At 59.6% G+C, this 26,854-nt stretch carries 24 protein-coding genes and 3 pseudogenes; 19 read left to right on the top strand and 8 right to left on the bottom strand.

From position 1 onward, the window contains the following. Positions 1-227: 227 nt before the first annotated feature. Positions 228-799: pseudogene (locus Q2941_RS42290) on the bottom strand (IS5 family transposase); the annotation flags it as partial. A 205-nt stretch (positions 800-1,004) separates the two neighbouring features. Continuing rightward, on the bottom strand, positions 1,005-1,241 hold the full coding sequence (locus Q2941_RS42285) for a hypothetical protein (RefSeq protein WP_458196208.1): 237 nt from the start codon (positions 1,239-1,241) through the stop codon (positions 1,005-1,007). Positions 1,242-1,312: 71 nt separating this feature from the next. Here Q2941_RS42285 and Q2941_RS42280 point away from each other — a divergent pair, with 71 nt between their 5' ends. Together Q2941_RS42280 and Q2941_RS42275 are read left to right on the top strand one after the other, a co-directional pair. Beyond that, positions 1,313-1,447, top strand: a complete 135-nt coding sequence (locus Q2941_RS42280; protein WP_256575990.1) for a recombinase family protein — start codon at positions 1,313-1,315, stop codon at positions 1,445-1,447. An 880-nt stretch (positions 1,448-2,327) separates the two neighbouring features. Further along, entirely contained in the window at positions 2,328-2,561 is a 234-nt protein-coding gene (locus tag Q2941_RS42275) for a DUF6894 family protein (protein ID WP_027527469.1), read from the top strand. A 357-nt stretch (positions 2,562-2,918) separates the two neighbouring features. On the opposite strand, the gene Q2941_RS42270 is transcribed toward Q2941_RS42275, so the two are convergent. Both Q2941_RS42270 and Q2941_RS42265 read right to left on the bottom strand, forming a co-directional pair. Next, on the bottom strand, positions 2,919-3,350 hold the full coding sequence (locus Q2941_RS42270; RefSeq protein ID WP_027527468.1) for a hypothetical protein: 432 nt from the start codon (positions 3,348-3,350) through the stop codon (positions 2,919-2,921). Between the two features lie 2 nt (positions 3,351-3,352). Next, complete coding sequence (locus Q2941_RS42265) at positions 3,353-4,225, bottom strand: formylglycine-generating enzyme family protein (protein ID WP_458196207.1); 873 nt, start codon at positions 4,223-4,225, stop codon at positions 3,353-3,355. A gap of 256 nt (positions 4,226-4,481) precedes the next feature. Between Q2941_RS42265 and Q2941_RS42260 the strand changes: the two genes are divergently transcribed. The 7 genes and pseudogenes from Q2941_RS42260 to Q2941_RS42230 all read left to right on the top strand — a co-directional run bounded on the left by Q2941_RS42260 (position 4,482) and on the right by Q2941_RS42230 (position 11,837). Beyond that, entirely contained in the window at positions 4,482-5,390 is a 909-nt protein-coding gene (locus Q2941_RS42260) for a DUF4399 domain-containing protein (RefSeq protein ID WP_027527466.1), read from the top strand. Positions 5,391-5,397: 7 nt separating this feature from the next. Further along, positions 5,398-6,711: a caspase family protein gene (locus Q2941_RS42255; protein WP_458196206.1), complete on the top strand. Its 1,314-nt coding sequence runs from the start codon at positions 5,398-5,400 to the stop codon at positions 6,709-6,711. A gap of 1,737 nt (positions 6,712-8,448) precedes the next feature. Further along, positions 8,449-8,670: a hypothetical protein gene (locus Q2941_RS42250; protein WP_027527465.1), complete on the top strand. Its 222-nt coding sequence runs from the start codon at positions 8,449-8,451 to the stop codon at positions 8,668-8,670. 85 nt (positions 8,671-8,755) lie between these two features. Further along, entirely contained in the window at positions 8,756-9,877 is a 1,122-nt protein-coding gene (locus Q2941_RS42245) for an MvdC/MvdD family ATP grasp protein (protein ID WP_458196205.1), read from the top strand. Between the two features lie 152 nt (positions 9,878-10,029). Then, positions 10,030-10,230, top strand: a complete 201-nt coding sequence (locus Q2941_RS42240) for a hypothetical protein (protein WP_156944809.1) — start codon at positions 10,030-10,032, stop codon at positions 10,228-10,230. A gap of 110 nt (positions 10,231-10,340) precedes the next feature. After that, positions 10,341-10,792, top strand: a pseudogene (locus tag Q2941_RS42235) (exonuclease domain-containing protein); the annotation flags it as partial. Positions 10,793-11,369: 577 nt separating this feature from the next. Beyond that, complete coding sequence (locus Q2941_RS42230; RefSeq protein ID WP_084801834.1) at positions 11,370-11,837, top strand: SgcJ/EcaC family oxidoreductase; 468 nt, start codon at positions 11,370-11,372, stop codon at positions 11,835-11,837. Positions 11,838-12,325: 488 nt separating this feature from the next. Here the strand turns inward: Q2941_RS42230 and Q2941_RS42225 are convergent, their stop codons facing one another. Beyond that, positions 12,326-14,188 (bottom strand): patatin-like phospholipase family protein, encoded by a 1,863-nt coding sequence (locus Q2941_RS42225; RefSeq protein WP_305881681.1) that lies wholly within the window; start codon positions 14,186-14,188, stop codon positions 12,326-12,328. A 940-nt stretch (positions 14,189-15,128) separates the two neighbouring features. On the opposite strand from Q2941_RS42225, the gene Q2941_RS42220 reads away from it, so the two are divergent. The 6 genes from Q2941_RS42220 to Q2941_RS42195 all read left to right on the top strand — a co-directional run bounded on the left by Q2941_RS42220 (position 15,129) and on the right by Q2941_RS42195 (position 21,632). Continuing rightward, a complete protein-coding gene (locus Q2941_RS42220; RefSeq protein WP_458196204.1) occupies positions 15,129-16,778 on the top strand; it encodes a winged helix-turn-helix domain-containing tetratricopeptide repeat protein in 1,650 nt (549 codons plus the stop codon). A 381-nt stretch (positions 16,779-17,159) separates the two neighbouring features. Next, positions 17,160-17,726, top strand: a complete 567-nt coding sequence (locus Q2941_RS42215; protein ID WP_254111383.1) for an OsmC family protein — start codon at positions 17,160-17,162, stop codon at positions 17,724-17,726. Between the two features lie 32 nt (positions 17,727-17,758). Further along, positions 17,759-19,003, top strand: coding sequence for a flavin-containing monooxygenase (locus Q2941_RS42210; protein ID WP_458196203.1), 1,245 nt, complete (start codon positions 17,759-17,761; stop codon positions 19,001-19,003). Between the two features lie 11 nt (positions 19,004-19,014). Continuing rightward, positions 19,015-20,184, top strand: coding sequence for an FAD-dependent oxidoreductase (locus tag Q2941_RS42205; protein WP_458196202.1), 1,170 nt, complete (start codon positions 19,015-19,017; stop codon positions 20,182-20,184). An 11-nt stretch (positions 20,185-20,195) separates the two neighbouring features. Then, positions 20,196-20,675 (top strand): MaoC family dehydratase, encoded by a 480-nt coding sequence (locus Q2941_RS42200; protein WP_458196201.1) that lies wholly within the window; start codon positions 20,196-20,198, stop codon positions 20,673-20,675. Positions 20,676-20,759: 84 nt separating this feature from the next. Beyond that, positions 20,760-21,632 (top strand): DMT family transporter, encoded by an 873-nt coding sequence (locus Q2941_RS42195; RefSeq protein WP_458196200.1) that lies wholly within the window; start codon positions 20,760-20,762, stop codon positions 21,630-21,632. 222 nt (positions 21,633-21,854) lie between these two features. Here the strand turns inward: Q2941_RS42195 and Q2941_RS42190 are convergent, their stop codons facing one another. Further along, positions 21,855-22,838, bottom strand: coding sequence for an AraC family transcriptional regulator (locus tag Q2941_RS42190; protein ID WP_027527452.1), 984 nt, complete (start codon positions 22,836-22,838; stop codon positions 21,855-21,857). A 227-nt stretch (positions 22,839-23,065) separates the two neighbouring features. Here Q2941_RS42190 and Q2941_RS42185 point away from each other — a divergent pair, with 227 nt between their 5' ends. The 4 genes from Q2941_RS42185 to Q2941_RS42170 all read left to right on the top strand — a co-directional run bounded on the left by Q2941_RS42185 (position 23,066) and on the right by Q2941_RS42170 (position 25,196). Then, positions 23,066-23,707 (top strand): OsmC family protein, encoded by a 642-nt coding sequence (locus tag Q2941_RS42185; RefSeq protein ID WP_458196199.1) that lies wholly within the window; start codon positions 23,066-23,068, stop codon positions 23,705-23,707. Positions 23,708-23,887: 180 nt separating this feature from the next. After that, the gene (locus Q2941_RS42180) at positions 23,888-24,319 is read left to right on the top strand and encodes a globin domain-containing protein (protein WP_254113767.1); all 432 of its coding nucleotides are present in this window, start codon (positions 23,888-23,890) and stop codon (positions 24,317-24,319) included. 479 nt (positions 24,320-24,798) lie between these two features. Then, the gene (locus Q2941_RS42175; protein WP_084801830.1) at positions 24,799-24,990 is read left to right on the top strand and encodes a hypothetical protein; all 192 of its coding nucleotides are present in this window, start codon (positions 24,799-24,801) and stop codon (positions 24,988-24,990) included. Continuing rightward, complete coding sequence (locus tag Q2941_RS42170; RefSeq protein ID WP_027527449.1) at positions 24,987-25,196, top strand: hypothetical protein; 210 nt, start codon at positions 24,987-24,989, stop codon at positions 25,194-25,196. Before Q2941_RS42175 ends, Q2941_RS42170 begins: the two co-directional genes overlap by 4 nt. A gap of 261 nt (positions 25,197-25,457) precedes the next feature. On the opposite strand, the gene Q2941_RS42165 is transcribed toward Q2941_RS42170, so the two are convergent. Further along, positions 25,458-26,096 carry a protein-L-isoaspartate(D-aspartate) O-methyltransferase gene (locus Q2941_RS42165; RefSeq protein ID WP_371260575.1) on the bottom strand — a complete coding sequence of 213 codons (639 nt, stop codon included), beginning with the start codon at positions 26,094-26,096 and terminating at the stop codon, positions 25,458-25,460. Positions 26,097-26,518: 422 nt separating this feature from the next. Then, positions 26,519-26,812, bottom strand: a pseudogene (locus Q2941_RS42160) (hypothetical protein); the annotation flags it as partial. Positions 26,813-26,854: the final 42 nt, after the last annotated feature.

Here is a 26,854-nt window from a genome sequence, read left to right as displayed (position 1 = left end):
AGCGAGCCAGTGCCTCACTGCTCGTGTAGATGCCTGAGGACGGATTTTTTATCTGTGACAGAAATCACGTGGCGCCCAACAGCGGCAGTCGGCTTTGGCCACGATATGACCCGTTGGAGCCACGCTGTGTGTGACTTTTTCTTCCACGGCGTTTCTGATTCATGTGGCATGGACTCTCGCATGCCTTGAACGAGTTTGGCTATCTCAGGAACAACGTGTAAGGATGAAGCGCGGAGCCAAAGCCTATTTGGCGCAAGCTGAACGAACGCGAGGTAGGTTGCCGCGAGCTTGTCGTAACGCGTTGTGACCTCACGACATTGCTTGGTCCTGTTGAAGAAGCGTTCAACGATCTTGAGAGCTCGGTAGAGGTATGGCTAAAAACAGATTGGCTTATTGCAGTTGCTTTTCGGCCGGATGTTGGCCCAGGCCAGCCTTCCTGATTGCGAGTTCTCTGATCCAACTCGGCGTCGGAGCCAGGGTCGACAAGCAATATTGATCCAGCCCTGAGGCGAGACAGGCGCTTCCCGACAAGCTGATCGTCGTAAGCGTCACCGCGAGCTGGATCGGAAGTTCGTTGGTATCAACCACCGCATGAATCTGCGCGTTAACCCGTGGACCGTCCCATCGACCGAACTCTGTTCCGGGTGATACACACTCTATGCTGATCCACGCAGACAATCGAGGTGTCGATCATCTGGACAGCGGCATCATGGCCGCGGCAAGCGCGTCCATGGCTCAGCACGCTGGTCCTGCGCCAGCGAACGAAGCGTTTGTAGCAAGTGGTCATTGTACCGTACGAATTGCCATCCGCCGCTGGCTTGGGCGGTCAGGCGATCGGAACGGACACGAACTTGCGCGCGGTGACGCTCGTTGGGCATCGACACCGCGTCGAGACCCTTGCCGAGCGCCTTGAGCGACGGTGCCCATGTCCACGAGAATTCTCGATTGAATTCGTATCCGAACACCCCCGGGGAGCGGGCAAGGAGTGTTCGGGAACCCGCAATTTAGTGGATAGAGGCGAAGTTCAGCTGACCACCGAGCTGCTGTGTGACGCTGGCGTTATTGCCGATAGCCACACCAATCTGCACGGCAATGTTCTGCTCTACGACGATAGAGCCGATGTTGCCGAAATTACCGAAGCTGAAGAGTCCATGATGCGCATGATGCCCATGATGATGCCCGTGACACCCTCCACTCACGGCGTCGAGTTCCGTATCGATCAGCTCACGCATTCCACTCATGACTTTCCTCCTCAGGGGTTGCAATGAACAACATGTGGCTCGAACCATACTGAAGGGTGGCTTTTCTATCTGTGACGGAAATCACGGGCGGCAATGGCGACGCGCTCACGGTCCGCGTGTTCGATGCCATCAACGGAATTCTGCGCGACATGCTCGCGGCCATCGCACGCAATGAAGACGGCCGCCGCTGGCAGGCGCGAGGGTAAGCCAAGGCCAGGGCAACGGGCCGCGACAAGGGCGCCCGGCCAATGTCGAGCGCAACAACGGAACTGCCCGCATGCTGATGATGCCGTGGAACGCTATCCAGTCCGCCACGGCATGCAGCCGCGCCACCATCGCGAAGATAGCCAAGCAACGGTCGCTGCGTGGCTCAGAGAGGCAAAGGAGGCAATTCTCGACATTGTGAGCGCCGTCACGGAAGATTCTGGTCGATCTCTTCATCGTCCGGTTCATGGCTGCATGATGCAGCCCCAGAACGAAAAGGCGGCGAGGAACACAGATGAACCTAAACTACCTTTTTAGTCTTATCATCTTCGCGATCGGCGCGCTGTGCTTCGTGGTGTTCATAACCAACCTAAAACCACCGCTGCACCACTCAGAAATGGCCGTGGGTTCTATTTATGGCCGCGGGCTAACGACCTAGACTAGCCGATAAATGTAGAAATGCTCGTACGGCCCTCTGTGGGTCAATGGCGGGGCAATTCAGCCCCGCCACTGTCAAGGCTTCCGAGCCTCTTCCCTGTGTCGCGTTTGCAAGCACTGCAGGATGGTGCCGCGTTCTGTTGCTATCTCTGCCGGCAATGCGCCCGCTTCCAGCGGCGGCGGGCGGGCCGAACCCGACGGGACGCAGGCACGATAGACAGCTGCCGCTGAGGTTTCGGCTGCCGACGGAGTAAACACGGGGTGGATCCATACCCCGTCCATGGATGAGTGGTGTGCGTGATTTGAGGCCGAACCGATCACGGACCCGCGAGGCTACCAAAATGCATTATGTGCGGATGATCACGGACAATCCCTTTTGAGGCCTCGTATGACTCCGACGCGCAGGGTCGAGCTTACTCGCCCGGATATTGCAAGGAGGCGTACATGGCTCAGGTCTATTTCCATTGCTCGAACGCTAAGGGGGTCCTGATGGATCGTCGCGGCACATTCGTATCCGACCTGATCGAGGCGTGTGAGGAGGCCACCCGCAGGGTGCGATCCCTCGTCGCAGCCGCCAACCTGGAAGATTGGCGGCAGTGGGCCCTGCATGTCAGCGATGATGCCGGCGACGAGATTTTCGTTCTGCCGTTCGCATTCGTGCTCGGCAGGCCGCACTGAGAGGGTGCGATGCTGTTAGAGCTGCCATCGTTCATACTTCTTCGTCAGGGGGTGAATGCGATCGCGACAGCAATCATTCGGCGTGCTTTCGCCGGAGCGATACTCGCCCGATGGCGCTTCCGTCGCAGCCCGGGCACAATCTCAAGAACAGCTTGCGGCTCCAAACGGTACATTTGGGAAAGACCGCGTAAAGCTCTTGCCTCCGAGGGTCGTGTAGCGCCTCTCTAGTGGAGTTGCGGATTAGGTGAAGCAGCCGAGCCGGTCGAGGCCGCAGGAGCGTGTGTTGGCGCGGGCGCCGGCATCATAGTCGTCGCGGACTGTTGCGGCGAGCAAGCAGCACTTCGAAACCGCGGCACTCTAAAGTCCCGCGCGATCCGCCGCTTCGGTCTCAACAGCTTTGCCGATCAGGAGATTGATCGGAACGTCTTGTCCGCTGCCGCAGATCAACAGTCCCGAGCCAGATGATCCAGATGCGACGATGCGGCATTGATCCCCGTCCATGATCAACGTGCCTTCCAGCCGCCCGGACGAAGCTTTCAGCTGCATGCGCGCCTGCTTTTGTTCCACGCCATTGACGCTGCACAGGCCGACGTGACGCAGCGTGATCGTCCCTGAATATTCTGCACCCAGACGCGTAACCGTTTTCGCGAGATTTCCCGTTATCTCCCACTCGTGCAGATAGCCGATTTGCCCGCTGGCGGAGTAGGTCTGCGCCCAAGCGGCAGGGGCTGCAACAAACAACACAAGTATCGCCGCGACGATCACCCGTATTGTTTCCGCGCGCGGCATGATTACGGCAACTCCCGCACGACGCGAAAGCCGTTGGCGTAGTAACGCACATCAATGTCGTAGCGAAACCTGGCCGAAGATCTGACGTCGCTGGCCTTGCTGAGGAAGTTGCCCCCGCGCAGCACCCGTAGGCGGCAGTCGCCCGACGTCCAAGGCGACGCGTCCTTCGGCGCATTGCGATAGGAATCGTTCCAGCAATCCTCGACCCATTCCGCAGCATTGCCAGAAGTGTCGTAGAGCCCAAAGCCATTTGGCCGGAACGAGCCCGCTGGCACGACCTGCTGCTTGATCGGACTGCCACAGCCGTCGCACTGCGCATGACCGGCGCCGACCTCTTTGCCCCACCAGAATGGCGTTCTGGTCCCCGCGCGCGCGGCATACTCCCATTCCGCCTCGCTGGGCAGACGGTATTTCTGTCCGGTCTTCTGCGACAGCCAGGCGACGTACAGCTTGGCGTCTTCCCAGCTGACATTGACTACTGGGCGGTCGCCGCGGCCCCAGCCGTGATCCTCGGGGCGCACTTTGCACGCGCCGGCATCGGCGCACGGATCCCACTCCGCGAACGTCACCTCGTGGCGCCCGATGGCGAAGGGCTTGCGAATGCTGATCAGGTGCTCGGGCTTCTCATAGGGCGTGTCATTGGATCCCATCACGAAGTCTCCCGGCGGCACAACGACGAGCTCGGCGCAGTTATCGCAATCGCGAAACAGCTCTCCCGGATCCAGACTGGTTCCCTGTTGTTGAGCCACTCTGGTATCGGCTGGCGCGGACGGTTGGTCGCCAGACGGGCCGCTGCTCAGCCCTCGCTGGGCGCTTTCCGAAGTACTTGCAAGTAGCGCTGTGAGAAAAATCACAGACAAGACGGCGGATTTCATGTTGTGATCTCCGGTCGGCTCGAACGATCGGGAGTATGCACACGTCACATTCAATGTTGCATAGCATGCTTCATTCGGCCGCGACCGGCAAGGCGACGGTCGCGCCACGGGATTTTGGTTTACATTGGGCGGCAAAGGAATATCGTTTCAATTCCGCTCGTTTTGCCGGACGGGCATATTGTCGATGCTTGCGATTATTTCAGTTTCCCACGGCTCCTGCGGTCCAGATTGTGGTCTATGCATTGGGAAGATTGCGATGATGCAACGATTGCTGTTATCGATTCTGGTTCCATTTATCGGCGGTTTGATGCACTGCCACGCCGCACAGGCCCAAACTCAGACGGGCGGACCAACGCCGTCGCCGCCCGGGGCGGCTGTCTATTTCATCGGCTTGAAAGACGGCGACACGCTGCCAACCAAGACCACTCTACATTTTGGCCTGCATGGCATGGGCGTTGCGCCGGCAGGTTCGGACCGCGCCAACAGTGGTCACCATCATTTGATCGTTGATTCGCCAACGCCGGCGCTGAATGCTGAAATTCCCAACGATTTCCAGCACCTCCATTTCGGCGCGGGACAGACCGAGGCAGAGATTTCGTTGACGCCCGGCGAGCACACCTTGCAACTGGTGTTCGCCGACAAGAATCATGTTCCGCATTCGCCGCCGGTGATCTCCGAGCGGATCAAGGTCAAGGTAGCTGACCAAACCGCCCCCGCGGTGGCTCAAGCAGCTCCTGCGGCGGGCGGACGGCGTTCCGCACCGAAGGATGCCAAGGTCTATTTCATCTATCCGAGGAACGGCTCCTATATTTCTCCGAATCCGGTTATCCGCTTCGGTTTGTTGAACATGGGCGTGGCGCCGGCGGGCTTCGACAAACCCAATACCGGCCATCATCATTTGCTTGTCGATGCCGAGTTGCCGCCACTCGACCAACCGATCCCGAACGACTTCAATCACCTGCACTTCGGCGCTGGCCAGACCGAAGCGAAGATCACGCTCCCGATCGGCCAGCACAAGCTGCGCCTGCTGTTCGCCGATTTTGCCCACGTGCCGCACGATCCACCGGTGTTCTCCGAAGTCATTAACGTCACGGTGACGGAGAGCGGCCAGCCGCCAAGAAAGCGCAAGTACCGCCATCGTTCCTGGCGGAGTTACGGATATTAATGCAGCGATGAAACCGCGCCGGCTCTTGATCTACGTCCTCTGCCTCGTCGTCAGCGCGATGTTCGCCGATGCGGCCGCAGCGGAGCGTCGGGTCGCGCTGGTGGTCGGAATCTCCGCCTATACGAACGCACCGACGCTGCCCAATACCGGCAACGACTCCAAAGCGATCGCAGCGCTGTTCAAATCTATCGGTTTCGACGTCGTCATTTCGCGCAACGATCTCGGCGTCGTCGACTTCAAGCGCACTGTGCGCGAGTTTCTCATTACTGCAGAGAACGCCGATGTGGCGGTGGTCTATTACGCCGGCCACGGCATCGAGATCGGCGGCACGAATTATCTGATACCGATGGATGCCAAGCTGAGCCACGACTACGACGTCGACGATGAGGCTATCGCGCTCGATCGCATCATCTGGGCGCTCCAACCGGTACGCCGCCTGCGTCTGATACTGCTCGACGCCTGCCGCGACAACCCGTTTGCGGCCAAGCTGCGGTCCGCAAGCCGCTCGCCGACCAGAGGCGGGCTTGCGAAGCTCGATGAAATCAGCGCCGATACGCTGGTGGCCTACGCGGCGAAGGCCGGCTCGATCTCCTATGACGGCGACGGCGTGAACAGTCCCTATGCAACCGCGCTGCTCCGGCACCTTGCCGAGCCCGGTGTCGACGTTCGGATCGCGCTTGGCCGCGTGCGCGATGACGTTATCGCCATGACCGGTGGACGGCAGGAGCCGTTCATCTATGGCTCTCTCGGCGGCGCAACCATCTCGTTAGTGCCGCAGTTGGGTGCAACAAACGTCGCGCCGGCAGCGCTGCCCCTGGCCCCTCCGCCAGTTCCGGCGCCGGCCCCGCCGAAGCCGGCCCTGGTCAATCCAACACCGCCAAGCGCGCCACCGGCGGTGAAGGCGGAGCTGCCCAAGCCGCCGCTTCCCGGGCAGCCCGCCCCCGAAATCACGGACCCCTGTGTCCGCGACGAAGCGAGGCTGGCGCGTCTGCGCGCCAACCCTGCGCCGGACGAGATCACCAGCTTCCAACGCGAAATCGCCTGCAAGCGGCTGCGTCCACAAGTACAGCGTCTGTTTGAGAGTATTGTTAGCAGTACAGCTCTGCCTTCTGACGGAAATGCGGCGCCGCAAGCCGCTCCGAAGCTGCAGGCACAGAACGAGACTGTCCGTTCGGAAGATACTTGCACCCGCGACATGGCGCGGTTGCTGAGCGTGCGCGCTGAACCTACGCTTGAGGCGATCACCAAGCTCGAGAGGGAATTGGGCTGCGAGCGGCTCCGCTCCCAACTCCGCCGATTGCGCGAGAGCGTCGCTCCTTGATTTCGTCTGGACACTTCGCGTTGTGTCCAAGACATTTCTCGATCGCAATTTGTGCCCGCCCCCGGGGGGCCGCCTAACTCGGAAGGTGGCATCTTGATGGTCCGCGAAAGCCGCCGCTTGTGTGCGACCGATCGCCGCCCAAGATGTCTCGATACAGTGATTCAAGGGAGGCGCGACGCCGTCAAGTCGACCGACGGTGACCGGATCGCAGCGCTTTCCAAACGCGCCCTAAGGATTTGCGTCTGGTGTTTCCGGTGCCAAGAGCGGCCCTTCTGCGAAATGGCAAGTCACTCAAGCATGAGACAACATTCGCTCGAGCGCGTCGCTGTCAAGATCAGTCGCGTTCGAAGACTTTGGCGCCAGGGTAAACTCGCCGGGCGTACGTAACGACCAACTCCCGGTCCTGAGTCTCCAGGAAGGGAGTTCGGAGCTGGCACGACCCGACGACAAGGTGCCACAGGCCATTGAGTCTTTGAATCACGACGTTCATAGTGTGCTCCTCGAAGAACAGCAAACAACTGACCGACACGACAATCTTCCAAGTCACGCGTCAGGGCCGTGATCCTAATCACATATTGCGGAGCGCAACTCGAGCGGCACTATTCGATCACCGTTGGATCGCCTGCTTTGCGCTCATTCAAGTTTGATTCAAGCATCGCTTCGAAGCTGTCTCTTATACACATCGATGTGTATAAGAGACAGCTGCTTTGCGGCGCGATAGTTTGCCGACTTTTCGTAGTTGAGATGTCCCAGCGACCGCCGCTCAGCGGGCAGCCCTCAAACGTGGGGTGATGCAATGAGCAAGATCCCTTTCGCGGCGGCGACGTCCTATCCCGCCGCCGTCGATTCGTAACCAATCCCAGCGCGCATCTGTCTTGCTGTCGCAATCTTCGGCGCCACATTGCTCCCCGCGGTGATGCTTAGAAGCGCCTTCGTCATGTAACCGAGGTTCCAGTGACGCGCATCACGGTCGTTGACCTCTGGATCGGCTATCCCGGGCGTGTGTTGGAAAGCGCGTTGCTGAGACAACCGTTACCATTCATTGAACCTTGGAGGTTAAATGACTCGGATTAGAATTTCCCATAGCTGGCGGACCATTCGCGGTGCGCATATCCGTATCGTCCACCGGCGTAGGGTTGCGGTTAAGTCGGGTTCAAGCATTTCTCAGATTTGCATGTCAGGGAATGGCCACTCATGGCGACGCAGCGGCACCATAGGGGCGAAGGTATCGCAATCATCGCGATCGTTATCCTGCTAGCGGGTGGCGCCAGCAGTTAGGCCGCCTTGGTCGGCGGCCTCTTTTGTTTCAGTTTTAGCGCAACCGTCGGCGGTGTGTCGCCAGCCGCTGCCGGCGCTTCTTGCGGTGAGATCGGCGCCGGCGCTTCATTCGGCGAGTCTCTTCGCCCTCGCCGCGGGCGATCGCGCGCCGATATCTGTCTCCGGTCCTGCCGTACATAAGCCAATCGCTTTCGTCCTTCCGCTTTCGCCGCGACGATCTGTTCTTCGCTACAGACATGACCGCAGAACCACGAGCGCTAAAGGCCGACTTAGAAAAACTCTGTGCGCTTGGATGTGCGTTTAACAGGAAAGGCGGTCACACCGGAATTCTCCGCGATGCCCGGTAGAGCACGTGTGAGCGCGATCACATCGCGCAGCCTCCACGTCTGGCAACGTGAAAAGCGGAAGGCGCGCTTTCTGCCGACCCTATTTCAGCACCCACAGACCAGGAGACTACTCATGATCGACGACAGCAAAGTTGCCAAGGACGACGCCAACGACCTCGGGCCTGCGGCTCCGCGGATCCTCGCCCGCCAGCTGGCGCGGCCGCTCACCATCGACGAGATCGACCACATTTCCGGCGGCATGATTTCGCGCGGCGCGGTCGGTGGCGTCACGGCCTCGCCTCGCGCCGATACGTGCACGTGCACGGGCTGCCCCACGAACGACAGCGACGCATGATTTACTTTCTCCCCGCCGACTTATTGCGCCGGTCGGCGGGGATACCTTGACTCGAGCCATATTCAAAGCAAGGGGTCGATGTCCGATGACCGTCCTCATTCTAGGCTTTCCCCGCGATATCCATATTCATGCGGTCCGCTGGGCGATCGAGCAGGCGGAGGGGCGGCATCACACCGTCTACACGCCGGACCTGCCGCTGGTGCTGCGGTCATCAATGCACATTACGCAAACCTCGCAGACCGTCTCCGTTGGTGATGGCCGGAGCCATGGAGTAAGCGGCGACTGGAGCACGGTATGGTTCCGCCGCAGCGGGCTGCCGATGCGGCCGCCTGGCATGTCCGACGCGGATTGGGCAGTAGCTTCACGCGAATGCGACTACCACATCCGCAACGTACGGCGGCTCATCGCGCCCGACGCCTTCTGGGTGAATGATATCGCGGCACGTGAGGTGGTGTTGCTGAAGATGCCTCAACTCATTGCCGCCGCGCAGTGTGGTTTTGCCATCCCGGAGACGCTCTATAGCAACGATCCCGACGAGATCCGCCGCTTCTGGCGTGAGCATTGTAAGGCGGGCGTCATCTTCAAGCTGCATTTGCAGACGCATTGGCATGCGCAATCGAGCGGCGAGCGCCATGCGCTTTTCACCACCGAACTGCGCGAGGTGAACCTTCAGGACGATGCGCCGCTTGCGGGCTGCCCAGCGATTTATCAGCGCAAGGTCGAGAAGGCCTATGAACTGCGCGTCACCTGCATGGACGAGCGCTGCGTGGCCATCCGTCTCGACTCGCAGTCGCGCGATTCGACGCGGCTCGATTGGCGATCGGATATGGTGGCGCCCCTCAAGCCGGCGCTTGTGGCATTGCCACGCACGGTCGAGGAGCGGTGTATCGCGCTCATGCGCAAGCTCGGACTGGCCTTCGGCTGCATCGACCTCATCGTTACTCCCGAGGGGGAACATACCTTCCTCGAGGTCAACGAGATGGGGCAGTTTCTATGGGTGGAACAGGACGAGCCAAGATCAGAGCTGCTCCGCTGCTTTGTGACGCTACTCCTCAATCAGCGGCTTGGGCCGTCGACCCGGCTCGTCGGAGATGAAAGATTGAGTTACGCGGGCTTTCTCGCTTCTGGCGCGTGGGAGCGTGGCTACGCCGAGGACGGCGAGAGCCATGCCAAGTATTCTCCACCGGGCATCATCAACGAGCCTTGACCGGCGATAGGCCCTGCACGGGCGGCTGCGAGTTTTTATTTTCGACGCGCTCTGCCCCGGTCGCCTCCGCCAGACGCACCTTCGACGCCGTCACCCGCCTCGCGTGCGCGGAAATCCGCGTAACAAAAGGTTTCAAATACAGGAGGCAGGAAATGACTCTTCTTTCGGTTATCGGCTGGGACATTATCGGGTGGGATAGTCTCACGCCACAGGGCATTCGGTTCGGCATTGCGACCATCCTTGCTCTGTTAGCGGTGGGCCGCCCCGGGCCGTCAATCTTTGAGCTTTTTGTCGGCCTAATCTGCATCCTGGGTGCTGGCCTCATGGTGGCGCAGGCGGTCTCGCTTGTTTGAATCTTCGCTGCCGGGTTTTGCGAGCCGCTACGATTTCGCAGAACTGGCGGTCGGTCTGCTGAAGGACAACTTGCCTCTTCCGAAACCGGTGCGCCTACTTGGGGGGATGCTTGGATCAGAAGAAGGACGAGGTCATCGAGCTTGGGAATGGTCAAGTTCGACTACCTGCCCGACGGGCGCATCCCAGGTCTCAGGGATGTCTTCTCATCGTTCAACGAACCGTCCCATCCCGCCGGAGGTGATCGCGCTCACTGGGATCACGGACGAGGTGGTCGTCGGGCAGCGGATCGACGAGGCAACTGTCTCGTCGTTCACGGACGATGCCGTGATCGTCATTGCTCACAACGCGAGTTTCGACCGCAAGTTCGCGGAGCGTTACTGGCCGATATTCCAACGGAAGGCCTGGGGTTGTTCGGCGACGTAGGTCGACCGGAGGAAACACGGCTTCGAAGGCTCTCGCCTAGCCTGCCTCCTGAATGGCGCTGGCTTCTTTCACCAGGCTCACAGGGCGGTCGACGATTGCCACGCACTGCTTGAGATTCTCGCGTTCGAACTACCATCAAGGCGATTGAAGAAGCACGCTATTGGCTGCGCGGTGCATGAGCCCACAGTTGGTTCTAATTTCTTGTGGCTTGACTATCGGTATCGCTCGAAGCGCGTTGCCTTGGCGCTCGTGCGTCAATGCTGCTGACCGTACTTCTCCGGAACGGTAATGCGCCGGTGTTAAGTCTTGCCCGGGTACCATTCGCCGGTCTAATAAGTATTCGTTGTCCAACGAACCATGAGTAATGGATCAGCGGGTTTCGTTCGAACCGCAATGATTGACCTGATCCTATTTCGTTCGCTCGCTGAATGCCCGCAAAAGGACAAGCGATAGAGCCGAAGCTGTAGCTGAGGCTCAATTTTCCAGACGACACCTCCGAACTCCGTCTTTCTCGGAGCCATTTCTGAATCCTGTGTTCATTCGCCGCATGGCCGTTGAGGCCCCGATGAAAAGCATCTGGACAAGCTCCAAAACAGTGAGGCTAACCCGCTGCGCGTTCGCTGTGGGAGCTCGCCACGTCCATACCAATATCGGCCAGCGGCAATCCATGAGCAGTACGCCCGAAAAAGGTAACCACATGCGAGGAGTGTGAGCCATGAAAAAAATGCTTTGCTTAATGGCACTGACATTCGCCGTTGTCGTGCCCGCCTTCGCCGACGACGCCAAAACAATTGCACAGCGCGTCGACGACAAGTGGATCGAGGCCTTTAACAAGAAAGATGCCGCTGCTCTCACCGCGCTATACACGGCCGACGCCGTGTTGTTGCCGCAGGGTGTGGATCAACCCATCATCGGCACTGAGAATATCCGCAAATTCATGGATCAGATGGTGAATGAGAAACTCGAAAACATGGTTCTGCCGGTCGCGCAGGCGAACATGATAGGCCAAAACTCACTTTATTCAGCCGGTACCTGGTCTGCTGATGCCGGAGGCCAACAGATCAAAGGAACCTATATGAGCGTCATCGTCCAGGACGGCGCAGATTGGAAATACCGCGCCGACACCTGGAACATGATGCCACCTCCTTCGGCGACGGTCGGTTCGGCCTCCACAAACAAGTAGTCCGCAAAATCTGCGGTGGAATTGATAAACATCGGCCAATGGTCGGCTTGGTTGTCCCGCTTTGCGCGAGGCAAGCCGGGCCGACCAGCCACAGCCTCGATAGTCGCACCCGCTTACGACCCATCACCAGAATCGGTGCAATCTCCGCATGGCCCTTCTGCGAAGTGCCCGCACACCTCGTCGAGGTCCGATCAATGGGGTATGGCGGACTAGATTTGCTCATGTTGAGTTCTTCGCATTTTGCCCCTGAGCAGTCATTCGCCGTAAGCGCAAACCACAAGTGAGGCGCGGGCCTCGGGAGTGAGCCAGGCTGGATGAGATGATTGGCGCGCTTGAGCACCTCGGCCGAAATAGTCCCGCCGGCGGCTCATGCCGCATCCGCCACCCTGCGGCGCAAGATCGCAGGCTCGACCAAGCGGACGCTCGCTTCAAACTTGGCGTGAGTGTTGCCGGATAACGCACTTTGCTGATGGATACACGTCAGGCCGCTACCGGAACGCTCTCAGCTTGTCCTCGGATTCCGCCCCGAGTACCTGCTTGGCGTGATTGTATCCCGCCGCTACAATGTCGTCGTATCGCTTCCATTGCAGCAGTCCGACCTGTTCGATGTGCGGCTGAAACAGAAGATCGACGAATTTTCGCATCGCCTTCTGCTTCGAGACCGAACTGATGAAGGACGAGTTCAGTATTGTTTCAGGCACGGTCGGCAGGCGGTAGCGCTGCATGTCCCACGACCGGAGTTTGTCACGAAGATGCGCAATGGTACCCGGTAGCTGGTCGATCTCGAACACCCGGCCATCTTCGATCAAGAGGTCGACACCGATGATCCGCCGGGCGCCGAGCCGCGCCATCACGTCGACAGGAAAATTATTGAACATGCCACCATCGAACATCAGGTGTCCGCCGATAAACATCGGCGGCAGCACACCGGGAACCGCATAGCTCGCGATCACATTTCGCGCGAGATTTCCTTTGTCGAGAACGGCCTCGCTGTTGGTGGAAAAATCGGAGGCAATGACGAAGAACGTCTTCCAGGTGTCCTCCGCGTCGATACTCGCACCTGTCGCGTTCTCGATGGCCTGGGCCATCGCCTCGTGGGTGCGCTTGCCCTTGATCAGCGACACCAGTGGAATGAAATTATAGTCGCCGGTGATGTTGCCCTTTGGATGAAGCAGAAAAGCCTTGTGGACGGCGGTGGAAATCCGCTCCGCCGACAGATCGAGCGCGAGGCAGGTCCCCATGATGGCGCCGATCGATGTGCCTCCGATAAAATCGGCTTCGATGCCCGCCTCCTCCAATGCCTTCATAACGCCGACATGGGCGAATCCGCGCGCCCCACCGCCCGCCAGCACGAGGCCGACAGAGTTGCCTGATATAATCCGCGCTAACCGGCGAATGTCGCGCGCAAGTTCCGGCCGGATGTGAAAATGCCTCGAGATGCGTCTGTTTTTCAACCATTGCGCGGTGCCGGTCGGGCTTTTGGTATCGAGGCCATGCAGAAGAACGAGTGTCCGCCGCGCGATCAGGACCGGCGTCTCGGCCGCGAGATAGCGGCTTTCCACGCTTGAAAGACCCGGGTCCTGGCGGCCATCCCCGACCAGTAAGATTTCGTCGCAGTTCTGCAGACAGAACTGCGTCCAGGCGGACTCGCGTGGGTCGGCGACGAGATAAACCGCCTTGCTTGCGGCCTCGATCCCGTCGATGTGATGAGCAATCGCGTCATGATTTTGGCGGACCGCGCTTGCGGCATCCGTACCGAATTGCTCGCCGATGTCATCGGGACCCACGATCCTCGTGGCTGCGCTGTCCCGCCCCGCGGCTCGCAGACGTCCTGCCAAGGCCGCGGCGTCAACGCCAGGCGAGACGGCAAGAATGCAGATATTGACAGGAACAGTCGGGGCCTGACGCTCTCGTTCCGACCGTCGAAGCCGATTGATGACGATTCTCGTCATCTGTAGTGCGACCTGCGGGGATTTGGCGAGCGCCCGCTCGACGATCTGCCGCGTTACCTTGACGACCGAAGAATCCCGCAGGGCAACGATGGAAGCGGAACGTGGTTCGCCGGTGAACAGGGCGAGCTCACCGATGGTTTCGCCTCGGCCGATTTCGCCGAGTATTTTGCTTTCGCCGTCGGCTTCCGCGAGCGCCAGCAATCGGCCCGACAGCACGAAATAGACGTCGTCACTGTGCTCGCCCTGGTGGAACAGGATGCCGCCCGACGGCAGCTCGATGAATTCGGCTGCAGCCTTGATGCTTGCGATCAGCTCGGCGTCGTCCGAGGCGAAGTGGCCCTTTAAAATGGTCTGCAGCAGGTCGTGTCTGTGTTGATCGTCCCCGTTCGGTTTCGACATGGACGTGCATTCCATCGGTGGAACATAAAGGTCTGCCAAATCGCTTTACAGTTCGCAATCTCCTTTCAATCGAGACCGGCAGCTGAAGCATCCTATGCGGCCTGGCGGACGGGCCGTGATTGATCGAGATGATTGCGGCGGTGCAAACTCACTTCTGCTGCAACGCGGTCGCGCCCTCCCGATGGGTCGCCTGGCAGCGCGCTTTCACCTCACCATTCCGCGAATCCACGCGCAGGGACGGCGAGATGCGCCGCGCTAAAACGGCCGATTTCCAGTTATGGCCCCAAGCCGAACAGCGCTTGAGCCGTTGTGATGTCGGCTGTCGGCGGTAAACCGGCCGCCGGGGGTGTGCGCGCCCCGACCGCCGCTTGTGAGACCCTTACCTGACCCCGCCGCCGCTTGAACCTCAGTGTCCGCATCGCAGACGTAACAACGAGCGGGATTTTAGAAGCCGTCCAACTAGTCTGGAATTGGTGCAACAAGTGACCGGCTCACACATCGGGGAGCCCGCGCAGTTTGACCTAACCTCATTTCGGATATTGCAGCGCTAATCTCTTGTTTGCTTAGAGAAACTGCGATGACGAAGATGCCTTTGATGGCCGCCAACGCGGCGACGACACTGATCGTGTTGCTGGCCTCGCATTTCGCAGCGCACGCTCACGATCATAACCGCCCCGAACTCAATCACTGGTTCGAGAGCCTCAAAAGTGGCAAGGGGCCATGCTGCTCACACACGGACGGAATAGCAGTCGCCGACCGCGATTGGGACAGCAAGGACAGTGGATACCGCGTCCGTTTGTACGGACAATGGTGGGGTGCCGCCGGAAGCGGTGATCACCGAACCCAACCTCACGAGACAGACCACTGCGTGGCCCGTGCATGAATATCTCGACGGCAGCGATGCATTGGGATCGCGTCATCACCAGAGCCGGAGGCAGTATTGAAGTACCAGTTCGCCGAGTTCGAGATCGACCTCAGCCAGCAGGAGCTGCGCAGGCGTGGCGAGTTCATTCATATCGAACCTCAGGTCTTCGACCTTATTGTTCATCTGGTGCGTAACCATGATCGGATCGTAAGTAAGGATGAGTTGATTGAAACCATTTGGCACGGTCGAATCATTTCCGAAGCAGCGCTCAGCAGCCGAGTTAACGCAGCCAGGCGGGTGCTTGGTGATAACGGCAACGACCAGTCGCTCATTCGTACACAACACAAACGTGGCTTCCGATTCGTCGGACACGTTCAAACAGTCTCAGCGTCGGAAGCGAACGCTCAGCGTGCTAGCGAGCGAAGTATTGGTTCGGAAAGCAAATCCACCACTGTTTCCGTCGCGACCGAGGTGTCCAACCTCGACAACATCGTCTCGGAAACAGTCAGGGCCGAGGCTGTTGCGCGCTTGTCGATCGCCGTAATGCCGTTCGGGAACATGTCTGATGACCCCGATAACGATTACTTTAGCTACGGTCTAACGGAAGATATCATTCGTCTTCTCGCTCGGAACAGGTGGCTGTCGGTCATTTCGCGGCACTCAACCATCGGCTTCCAAGGGCGGATGGTCGACGCACGGGAGATAGGCGAACAGCTGAGCGTAAGGTATGTGCTCCTCGGCAGCGTACGAAAAAATCGCGACACGGTGAGGATAACGGCGGAGTTAGTCCGGGCAGCGGACGGGCAGCAACTGTGGTCGGACAAGTATGATCTGCAGCTTGAATACATTTTTGATATTCAAGACGAGATGGCGAGGCAGATTGCTGCAACGATCGAACCCGAGTTGTCCAAGGTCGAGCAGCAACTCGCTGCCCGCAAGCCTCCCGAAAGCCTCGACGCATGGGACTGCTACCAGCGCGGTCTATGGAATTTGTGGCGCTTTACTACTCCGGGATTTGATTCTGCTGAAACGTATTTCAAGCGTGCCATCGCGGAAGATCCATACTTTGCTCGGGGGCATGGCGCTCTCAGCTACGTAAATGTACAACGTGCGTTTCTAGACGAACCGAGAGACCGCTTAGCGCGACTTGAAACCGCTTTGCGGCAGGCGCAAACGGCAGTAGCCCTCGACGACCTTGATTGCTTTTGCCAATGTGTCCTAGGTCGGGTCCTGTGCCTAACTCGTCACAACGACGAAGCACTGGCGGCTCTCGATCTTTCCTTGGAGCTAAACCCGAGTTTTGCCCAGGCCTATTTTGCACAAGGCTTTAATTTGCTGTGGCATGGCCGAGAGACTGATGCTGAGACCTTGCTCGACCGCGCGACCGTGCTCAGTCCACGGGACAGCCATCTTTGGAGTTTCCATCACGTTCGCGCTTGGACTCACTTCTCTCTAGGCGAGTACGATATAGCCGTCGAGTTCGCACGACGGGCAACTCGACTGAGCAATGCGACATATCAAGCGTTCGCCCCACTGGCCGCTTCACTAGGCATTCTCGGTGATAAGACACAAGCGGAAGCTGTTGCTGCTGACCTGCTTCGGCGTAAGCCCGGCTACACTACTGAAACTGCTCGTCAGGAACTTTTTTATTGCAACGATCCGGACCTTATCGATCGTTTCATTCGCGGTCTAAGTAATGCAGGTATTTCGCAGCCCCGAGCTTAGGACGTACACCCGCGCAGCCACGTCGCGTTTTGACCCATCCCGCCTGACGGCGAGGTCCCAGGAAGGCGGCCCCTTTTAAAGGAGCCGCGGAGTTTCGAAGTCGGACTATCGATCGAAATCGCGAGCAGCGCAGCAGCTTGGAAGCGATTTGTTCTTTCCCCGTATCTTCACGCGATTGAGAGCGCTGCGTGATCGCCTCGCTGCCCTTTGCCTCAGCAAAAAATCCACGGCATCTAAAGAAATTCCGGATGCCGGCTTCAAGCATGCGCGGGCCAGGGCGCGTAAATCGATCTGACATTTGGCGAGCGCAAAGCCCGCAAGAGCCGAGTGAGAGGAAGATTTACGAATCTTACCTCGGGTTTATCACCAGAGGAGAACAAGATGACGACGACGAGTGCAAGCGCGAAAATCAATAATGGCGTCAACGTCGAGGCGTTGTTAGGTGCCCGTATGGCACTTGAGCAAGCGCCTGAGGCGGCTCAGTTCAAGTGGCGAGCGAGCTGCGAATGGGTGAATGGCACGCACAGCCGCTCCGCTATTGGAAGTTTCTTTGGGCTCGGAGCCGAGCAGTCCCGCAACAAGACGTTCACCGTCGAGGCAGATCACCCGCAGGTCTTTGCCGCCGAAGACAGTGCTCCGACTCCTGTCGAGCTTGTCCTTTCCGGACTCGCGAGCTGTCTCACGGCGGGTGTTGCTGCGATTGCCCAGCGCCGCGGCATACAGCTCCATTCGGTCAGGGCGTCACTCGAGGCCGACATGGATATTCAGGGAATCCTGGGCATCGACGACGAGGTGCGCAATGGCTTCGGCGCCATTCGCGTCCACTTCGATATTCGCGCCGATGCGAGCGAAGACGATATCAAGGCGTTGGTAGCTCAATCGCAGAAGCGGTCGGCCGTATTCGACATCGTGACCAATCCGACGAACGTCTTCGTGACCGTCAACTGAGGACGACGGTTGGAGAAAAAGGAGCGAGCGCTTTGGGATTCGCGACCGCCATCATTATAGGCGCCGGCCAATCCGGATTGGCCATGAGCTGGCATCTGAGCACGCGTTCGATCGACCACATGGTCCTTGAGCGCGGCGAGGTAGCCAACTCATGGCTGACGGAGCGGTGGAACTCGCTGCGCCTTCTGACGCCCAACTGGCAAACTCGACTGCCAGGATACGCCTACCGCGGTGATGATCCCGACGGATTCATGACGATGTCGGAGGTCGTCAGTTTCCTGCAGGGATACGCCAGGCTTTCGTGTGCTCCAATTGTGCCGGGAGCCCGCGTCACCCGGGTAAGGCAGCAGGAGGTAGGCTACGCGGTCGAAACCAACCTTGGTCCATGGCGCTGCCGCAAGCTCGTGATCGCAACCGGCGCCTGCAACCTTGCCTCGATCCCGTCGCTCGCTGCGGGTTTGCCTGCCGCCGTGACCAGCCTCACCCCGCTGCAATACATCAATCCCGCTCTCCTGCCTAATGGCGGCGTGATGATCGTCGGTGCCTCAGCAAGCGGCATTCAGCTCGCCCGGGAGATCCGAGCGGCCGGCCGCAGAGTCGTACTTTGCGTCGGAGAGCACGTCCGGCTGCCGCGGACCTACCGCGGACGGGATATCCAGTGGTGGATGGACGCTATCGGTGCCATGGATGTTCGGTACGACACCATGGTCGAGGATATCGAAAGGGCACGGCGACTGCCGTCGCTTCAGCTTATCGGAACGCCTGAGCGCGTCACGGTCGATCTCAATAGCCTGCGCAAGGCGGGCGTCGAGCTCGTGGGTCGCCTCGTCGGACTTTGTGACGGCAAGGCGCAGTTTTCGGGATCGCTCGCCAATCATTGCGCGCTGGCCGATCTGAAAATGAGCCGTCTTCTCGCCAGCATCGATGATTGGGTGAACACGAGCGGACTGGCGCAGCAGTTTGCCCCGCCTCATGGCTTTGAGCCGACGGATGTCGGGTCGGAAACCAGGCTCTGCCTGGACCTGATCCGTGCCGGCATCGGTACGGTGATCTGGGCGACGGGCTATCGCCCCGACTACTCCTGGCTGGACGTCCCCGTACTCGACCGCAAGGGACGCATCCGTCACGACGGCGGGATAGTTTCTGCGCCGGGAATGTACGTCATGGGCCTGCCATTCATGCGCCGGCGCAAATCGTCTTTCATCGACGGAGCGGGCGCCGATGCTGCGGATCTCGCCGCCCATCTGAGCCAGAACCTCAATCGCGCTGCTGCCTGAGAGCAATTGTCATGAACGGTCTCCACGGTCTCGACTCACATTATGACGCGGTAGTTATCGGCGCACGCTGCGCGGGCGCGGCCACTGGCCTCCTGCTGGCCCGGACGGGTGCAAAGGTCCTGATGGTCGATCGGCAGCCCTATGGCGCCGATACGATGTCGACGCACGCCCTGATGCGGTCCGCGGTTATGCAGCTCGAGCGATGGGGATTGATTCCGAAGTTTGCAGCGGCGGGAACACCTGCGATTCGATCGACCACGTTTCACTATGGCGACGAGATCGTTCGAGTGGATATCAAGCCGGATCACGGCGTCGATTTCCTGTTGGCGCCGCGACGCACCGTGCTCGATCCGTTGCTCGCCGATGCAGCCCGCGAAGCCGGCGCGGCGGTTCGCCATGGGACCGCTCTTTCCGAGTTGCAATTTGCATCGAACGGCCGGGTCATCGGCGCCTCGCTGAGAGATGGCAGCGGTGCGTGCATGACCGTCCGCTCGGATATCGTCATTGGTGCGGACGGCCGCCAGTCGACCGTTGCGCAGCTCGTCAATTCAAAAACACTGGTCGAAGGCTTCAATGCCTGTGGCATCGTTTTTGGCTACTTTGCAGACCTGAACAGCGATGGCCTGCATTGGCATTTCGCAAGGAATGCCGCGGCAGGGGTGATTCCAACGAACGCTGCTCACTGCGTCTTCGCGGCGGTTCCGGCTTCTCAATTTGTCGCGACATTTCGCGGCGATGTGATGCGCGGCTTCCTCCAGGTGCTGGCAGCGAGCTTTCCCGAGCTGCGCGCCGACGTTGGCAGAGCCACGCTGGTCGGCCGCCTGCGGAGCTTTGCGGGCGCAACGAGCTACCTTCGACAATGTCATGGTGCAGGGTGGGCTCTGGTCGGCGATGCCGGCTATTTCAAGGACCCCCTGACCGCGCACGGAATCACGGACGCCCTTCGCGATGCGCAATTGCTGTCGCGAGGGATCATCGACGGCGCCATCCGCGGCCTTGAGAGCTACCAGCGCGAGCGCGACGAACTGTCCTTGCCGCTTGTTCGCGCCACCGATGCGATTGCCTCGTTCTCGTGGGACCTCGACGAAGTCAAGCAGCTTCATGCCGATCTGAGCGCGGCAATGAAAGCGGAAGCCAATCACATCGCGAACTTGTCTCAACAACCGTCCCTCGCAGCATAGGAGCACGAGAAATGTCGACCGACTCACCCTGGACCCGAACGCTGGCCGGCCGACCCGTGCCAGGTCGCCGTGCTGAAAGGAGCCGCACGACCACGATGCGCGATGTCGAAATGTTCACCGAGATGACGGGCGACAAGAACCCTGTCCATTACGACGTGGAACTGGCGACCGCGTCACCCTTTGGCGGGCTTATCGTACAGGGCGGGATCACGACCGGTCTCATGAACGCCGTCGTTGCCGAAGATCTCCCGGGACCGGGCACGGTATTTCTCGAAACAAACTGGCGTTTCGTCAAGGCCGTACGGGTCGGAGAGACGATTACCGCAAGCGTCAAAGTCGAGCACGTCCGGGACGACAAGCCGATCTGCAAGTTGGAGACCGTCGTCCGCAACGCAAGCGGAGAAGATTGCGTGGTCGGAACCGCGATAACCTACACGATGCCGTTGTCGCGGCGCGAGGCTCGCCAGGCGACGCGTGCCGTACCCAGGTGACGGGTCGGTCGTGCAGACTCAATACAACAATTGCAATGACACCGGCGCAGATCGGTCCTGCGGTCTCGCTTAGGTGAATGACGAATGCAGCGGCCTCGCATCACAACCTGGACAATCGCCTTGACCGGTTTGGCGATGGCTGCGTTTGCGGCAAATTCCGTGCTTTGCAGGTTAGCCCTATCTCAGGCCGCGATCGATCCTGCCACCTTCACCCTTGTCCGGCTCGCGTCAGGCGCGTGCGTACTGTGCATCATCCTCTCGCTTCGCCGGAAGGCTGAACAGCCAGCGGGATCGTGGCCAGCATCTGTTGCGCTATTCGCTTATGCGGCCGCGTTCTCCTTTGCATATGTCTCCCTACCAGCCGGTACGGGATCGCTCCTTTTGTTTGGCGCGGTTCAGACTACAATGGTCGGCTATGGGCTCGTTCGCGGTGAACGTCTATCCGCCTTGCAGTCGTTCGGACTGACAATTGCCGTCGCCGGACTGGCGGCGCTCGTAGCTCCCGGTGCATCGGCACCGTCCGTAACGGGCGCCTGCCTCATGCTGACTGCCGGCGTTGCGTGGGGCGCTTACTCCTTGCTCGGCCGTGGCGTTGCGGATCCCATTAGCGTGACGGGTGGCAACTTCCTGCGTTCCGTTCCAATCGCAATCTGTCTTTTCTTGTGCGCCCTTTCGTTTGGCACGCACATCACCGCCATCGGGCTCGCCTGTGCAATCCTATCCGGCGCAGTTGCGTCCGGGCTTGGCTATACGGTCTGGTACGCGGTGCTCCCAGGGCTCACGCCAGCGCAAGGCGCCTCGGTGCAGCTGAGCGTTCCAGTCATTGCGGCATTGGCAGGCGCCTTGGTGCTAGGAGAAGCAATCTCCCTTCGCCTTTCCATATCTTCGCTTGCGATACTCGGCGGAATTGCACTGGTCTTCGGCAGTCAAGAACGCGCGCCATCCCGTAGCAGATAAAATACGCCAAAGTATGCTCAATCTCCGAACTAAAGGCGCTTGGAACCGATATCCCGGCCACGCCGCTCGCCCAGCTGACCAAAAATGAGACTTCCGCATTCGGCCCGCAGCCGACATAGCACCTCGATCCCAGACGTTTGCCTCAGGGGCAGACCGCACATGGAGCAGGGAACGCCAGGACTTCCACTCCTTGCCCGAAGCGGACATTCTGGATGTTGCTGCTCAGGAAGAGGCCGATCGCCATTGGCTCGGGGAGCGGCCGACAAACTTTTTGAATGCTCGGCTGAATGCGGCCTCGGATTCGTAGCCGATTTCATGAGCGATGGCGGCAATTTTGACGCCGGGATCGGCTAGGCGCTTGGCGGCAATCTGCATGCGCCATTGGGTCAAATACTGAATCGGCGGATAGCCCACCAAATTGGAAAATCGATCTGCCAGCGTTGAGCGCGAGGCGGCGACTTGCGCTGCAAGCTCCTCCAGAGTCCAGGGATGCGCAGGGCGCGCGTGCAATAGCGTCAGCGCGCGACCGACTAGAGGATCGCGTAATCCCGCAAGCCAGCCGGTACTGTTGTTCGCTAGTTGATCCATATGCAGCCGGATCACCTCGACGAACATCAGTTCCGACAACCGGTTGAGCACGCTTTGGCTTCCGGCGCGTTTGTTGCCCGTTTCGGCGGAGGCGAAACGGATGAATTGGTCGAGTAGGCTATGTGACGTTTGTGAGGCGTCACGCCGTAGCCGCATGAATCGCGGCAGTGAATCAAGTAGCGGATTGAACGGGCGCACATCGCAACTGAAGAACCCGCAAATCACATGGGTGTCGCTCGCACCCTCGCCACCGGTTCGAAGCGCGAAGGGCAACGCGTTGCTATCCTCGGGCCTGCGGTGCATGTCCAGGTTAGGTTTAGCGCGCATGCCCGGTGCGCTTGATATCGCATGCGGGTCGCCATGCGGAATGACAGCTATGTCCCCTTGCTCCAGTTTGACCGGCTCGAATCCGGCGTCGCCGACGAGCGATATCCAGCACGAACCCTGGGTAACGACATGATACTCGATTGCGTGCTGGGCGCCGGGCGTCACGTCGTTAGCGATCTGCGCTCCAGGCGGCGCTTCCGCAACCCATGGCGATTTTGCGGTCACATCGAAAAAGACTGACCCTGATAAGCGGACGGCGGAGAGGACATCGGACAATGCGTCCGCGCTCATGGACATGACCTCCGACATTTGCCCGGCCGCGATTAGGCCTTTGGCGCTAACGCAGCGATCAGGCAGGGATGATAGCAACTCTGGATGCACGAGCAAGAAGTCCGGCAGCGCAATCATTCAGCTGTCGCTTCGAATGACTTAAGTATCACCGCGAAAGCCGCACGCACCGTGCGCCTAGATCGCCCGTAGGCGATGTGATGCAACTTGGAAAGTTCGAGGAGATACACATGACTACAGTGATTGAATGTCATTCGCCTGTGGCGGAACAGTCCGCGGCGGACTCAACGGCACCCACGAGCACAACCGTGAACGGCATTGATACAGGGAAATTGTCCGCCACCATCGAAGCCATCAAAGCCGATGCTTCTCTTGCGAGCTTCCAGTTCAGGCTTTCCAACCAGTGGATTGGCGGCGGCGAAAACCATTCGCGCATCGACGACTTCTACGGCGTCGGCCAGGAGATGCGGCACAAACAGCCGTTTTCCCTCGTCAGCGACGAGCCGGAAGTGCTGTTGTCTCAGGACCGCGGGCCGAATGCGGGCGAGTACGTGTTGCACGCGCTCGCCAGTTGCTTGACTGGTGCTCTGGTTTATCACGCGGCGGCGCGCGGCATTGTGGTGAAGGACATCGCCACACGGCTGGAAGGTGACATCGACTTGCAGGGCTTTCTCGGACTTTCCAAGGATGTCCGCCGCGGCTTTAAAAACATCCGCGTCCTCTTCGACATCGACGCCGATTGCGACGACTCCAGAAAGCAGGAGTTGATCGAGATGGCGCAGGCCTATTCGCCCGTCTTCGACATGTTGTCGAACGGCTTGCCGGTGAGTTGCGGGCTCGACGAGCGCGTAAAAAAAACTGAGACCGCGTGAATTTACGCCGGGGTTCGCGATGCGAACTCCGGCACTCTGTTTCCTCGTAGAGGTCCATCACCGGGTCGATCGCGAACCGACAACGGACATCGGACTCGTGCCTAGAAGTCCGGGCCCGGCGATCGGTTCAAACACAAAATACTTGTTGCGGAGCAACTAATGCCGGCCAGTGAGAAGCAGATAACACCCGAACAGATCAAGCTCGTGCAGGAGAGCTTCGCTAAGATCGCGACTATCGTCGATCAGGCTGGGATCATGTTCTACAATCGGCTATTCGAACTCGCCCCCCAGCTAAAGACGATGTTTCCGGCAGAGATGACTGAGCAGCGCCGGAAGCTAATGGCGACCCTGGCCCTGGCGGTGAATGGGTTAGCCGACCTTCAATCGGTGCTGCCGGCGGCAGCCGCGCTAGCCAAACGCCATATCGCATACGGCGCCAAGCCTGAGCATTACCCCATTGTTGGCTCTGCGCTGCTGTGGACTTTGGAGAAGGGGCTGGGCGACGCCTGGACGGCTGAAACTGCCGAGGCCTGGGCCGCGGCCTATGCTGCGCTCTCCGCCCTCATGATCGAGGAGGCGTATGGCCGCCCAAAGAATGCCGAACGTGCCTGATGACCGCTTGTGGCCCATCGGCGAAATCCGGCGCACGTGGAACGTCCGCTTTGCGCCAGAAGCGGCCCTCTCCCGCACGTCGCAGCTTGCCCCCAAGCCGACACCCCACAAAAGAAGATCATTCTTGCCACGAGTTTCGTAGCCAACGCTGACTGCTGGGGCGCTCGTGATTTCTGTCACAGATAGAAAAATCACCCTCCGATATCAACACGAGCAGTCGAGGAACTGGCGTGCTTTGAGCCAGATGTTGTCCACGTGAGAGGAAGGAAGATCACGTCATGCCAGCATTGATTATCGGAGTGTTTCTCGTTGCTGCGTTCGCGATCAGTAGGCTCGTTTAGTAAATTGAAGTTTGCTCCCCGAAGTCTTTCAAAGCACGCTTCGCATGGTGAGACGCATCACAGATTGAATAGCAAGGCCGCGCCTATTCTTCGCCATAAAGGGAATGGTCCCTCTTGATAGTAGCAGGAGCATTCAATATGGGCGAGATTATTCGATTTGTCTCAAAGTCTGAGCGCGAGCAAGCCCGCTTAGTTCGAGAAGCCCGCGCGATATATGACAGCATCTTCCCGGCGGCTGATCCGGTTAGGGAGCAGCATGACAAGGCATCGATAAGTCATACAGTCAGCGGCACCAAAGCCCATCGCAGCGACGGGGGTCCCCTGTCGTGATCAAGGTCATCGCCGCGCTCTGCAGTCTCTCTTCTCCGACAGATTGCCACGAACAGATCGTCACCACCTCGGACTTCGCCGACATCTCGATGCAGTCCTGCCTGATGGGCGCGCCGCAGCTCGCCGAGTGGATGAACCAGCATCCGGCAGAGCGCCTGGCGGCATGGCGCTGTGTGATTGGTAACCAGGATCGCAGGGGAGCTTAGGGTGGAAAGTAGCCTCCTCAAACGCTTTGAACCGCTTAACCAGGACCGCTACGGTTACTGACTGAGACCGTTCAATGGCCTGCCCATCGAGTAAGTTATTGTTTGCGGAGCATGAGTCCGGAAGTGGCCCGTCGCAGACGTGCGCATCCCGCAGAAGGTCCGCTTCGCGCCAAAAGCTGCCGTTCTCCAAAATGCACTCCCACAAGGCTTTGGTCATATGGCCCACGAGCGCGCGCTCCAGAACTGAACGTTGATTGGCTTTCAATCTTTTGAACGCGTAAAGGGTACAAAGCGCACAAGGCCGATGGCACGCTTGGTCGTCTCGCCAGGGCCAGTCTTTTCGACCACGGTGAGGGTCTGAGTGGTGTAAGCCGGGCCCACCGGCATCACCAGTCGGCCTCCCACTTTGAGCTGCTCAATCAGTGGCGGCGGCACCTCGCCGAGCGCGGCGGTCACGACGACTGCGTCAAAAGGACCGCATTCCGGCCAACCAGCATAGCCGTCGCCGAGCCGGACGCTCACATTGTCGTACGAGAGATCCTTGAGGGTCTTGGCGGCTGTCTCGGCCAATTGCGGGATAATCTCGATGGTGCAGACCTTTCGTGCCAGGTGCGCAAGGATGGCGGCCTGATAGCCCGAACCCGTACCGACTTCGAGCACAACACCATCGGACGCAACGTCAGCCAGCTCAGTCATCAAGGCCACGATGAACGGCTGCGATATGGTCTGGCCGAGGCCTATCGGAAGCGGCCCGTCTGCGTACGCGATGGAGCAGTGTCGCTCGGGGACGAACAGATGGCGCTGCGTTTGCCCCATCGCCCCAAGGACTCTCTCCGACAGCCCCTGCTGCCCCAGGACATTGACATAGGACCGAGCATAAACGCGAATGGTTTCGACCATGGCGGCGCGTTCGCGGTCACACTGTGTCTCTTGCGCGATGGCTCCCCGCGCGGCAGCAAGCACATAAACCAGGAACAGCAGCAATCTCTTCATGAGCCGTGCGGTCTCCCCAATCGGTCCGCGATTAGCATCGACCGCTTGAGCGCAACACGTGTATTCGACCGATCAAAGCTTGGGACCAGGCGAACTTACGCCCCTCGGGAATTTAGGATCCCCGGCTGTCGTCGATGCATTGGCAAACGCGGCGCGCTAGCGCGGGGGCGCTACCGTGACCCCAGGCGGCGGCACGTCGTCGTCGGGCACAAAGAAGTCAAACACAGCGCCTTGCCTTTGAGGAATGACATCAGAGGCCTCCAGGCCGCCCATGAGCGGCTGCCGTCAGCGGCAGGTATACTCCGGTATGGCAAGTGTCGATAGACATCTCAATGCTCGCGTACCTCACCTGGGTCCGCCCTTAGCTGAACTCGCGCGTTCGTCAGACGTCCGCTTTGCACCAGCAGCCGCCCCCGCCAAGTCGCAGTTTGACCCGGAACGGACGTGCTGCCACTGCCGTCTCCCTCGTCAAGTATGTCTTCGGGCGGCGCTTCGTCTAGCCGGGGTTGGATCATTGCCGCGCGCCCTAAGCGGACGCCACGCTCGGCGAAAATACGATCGGCGAACTGCTGCACGTATCCGCTTGAGCCCTGCTGATGGGTCATCTCCATCCAGCTGTTGTCGTCGAGTTGGACCGGTAGCTAGTCCGGGAAGGCCCGGCATCG

It is taken from the genome of Bradyrhizobium sp. UFLA05-153, assembly GCF_054185185.1.
This window is presented reverse-complemented; position numbering and strand designations above follow the sequence as displayed.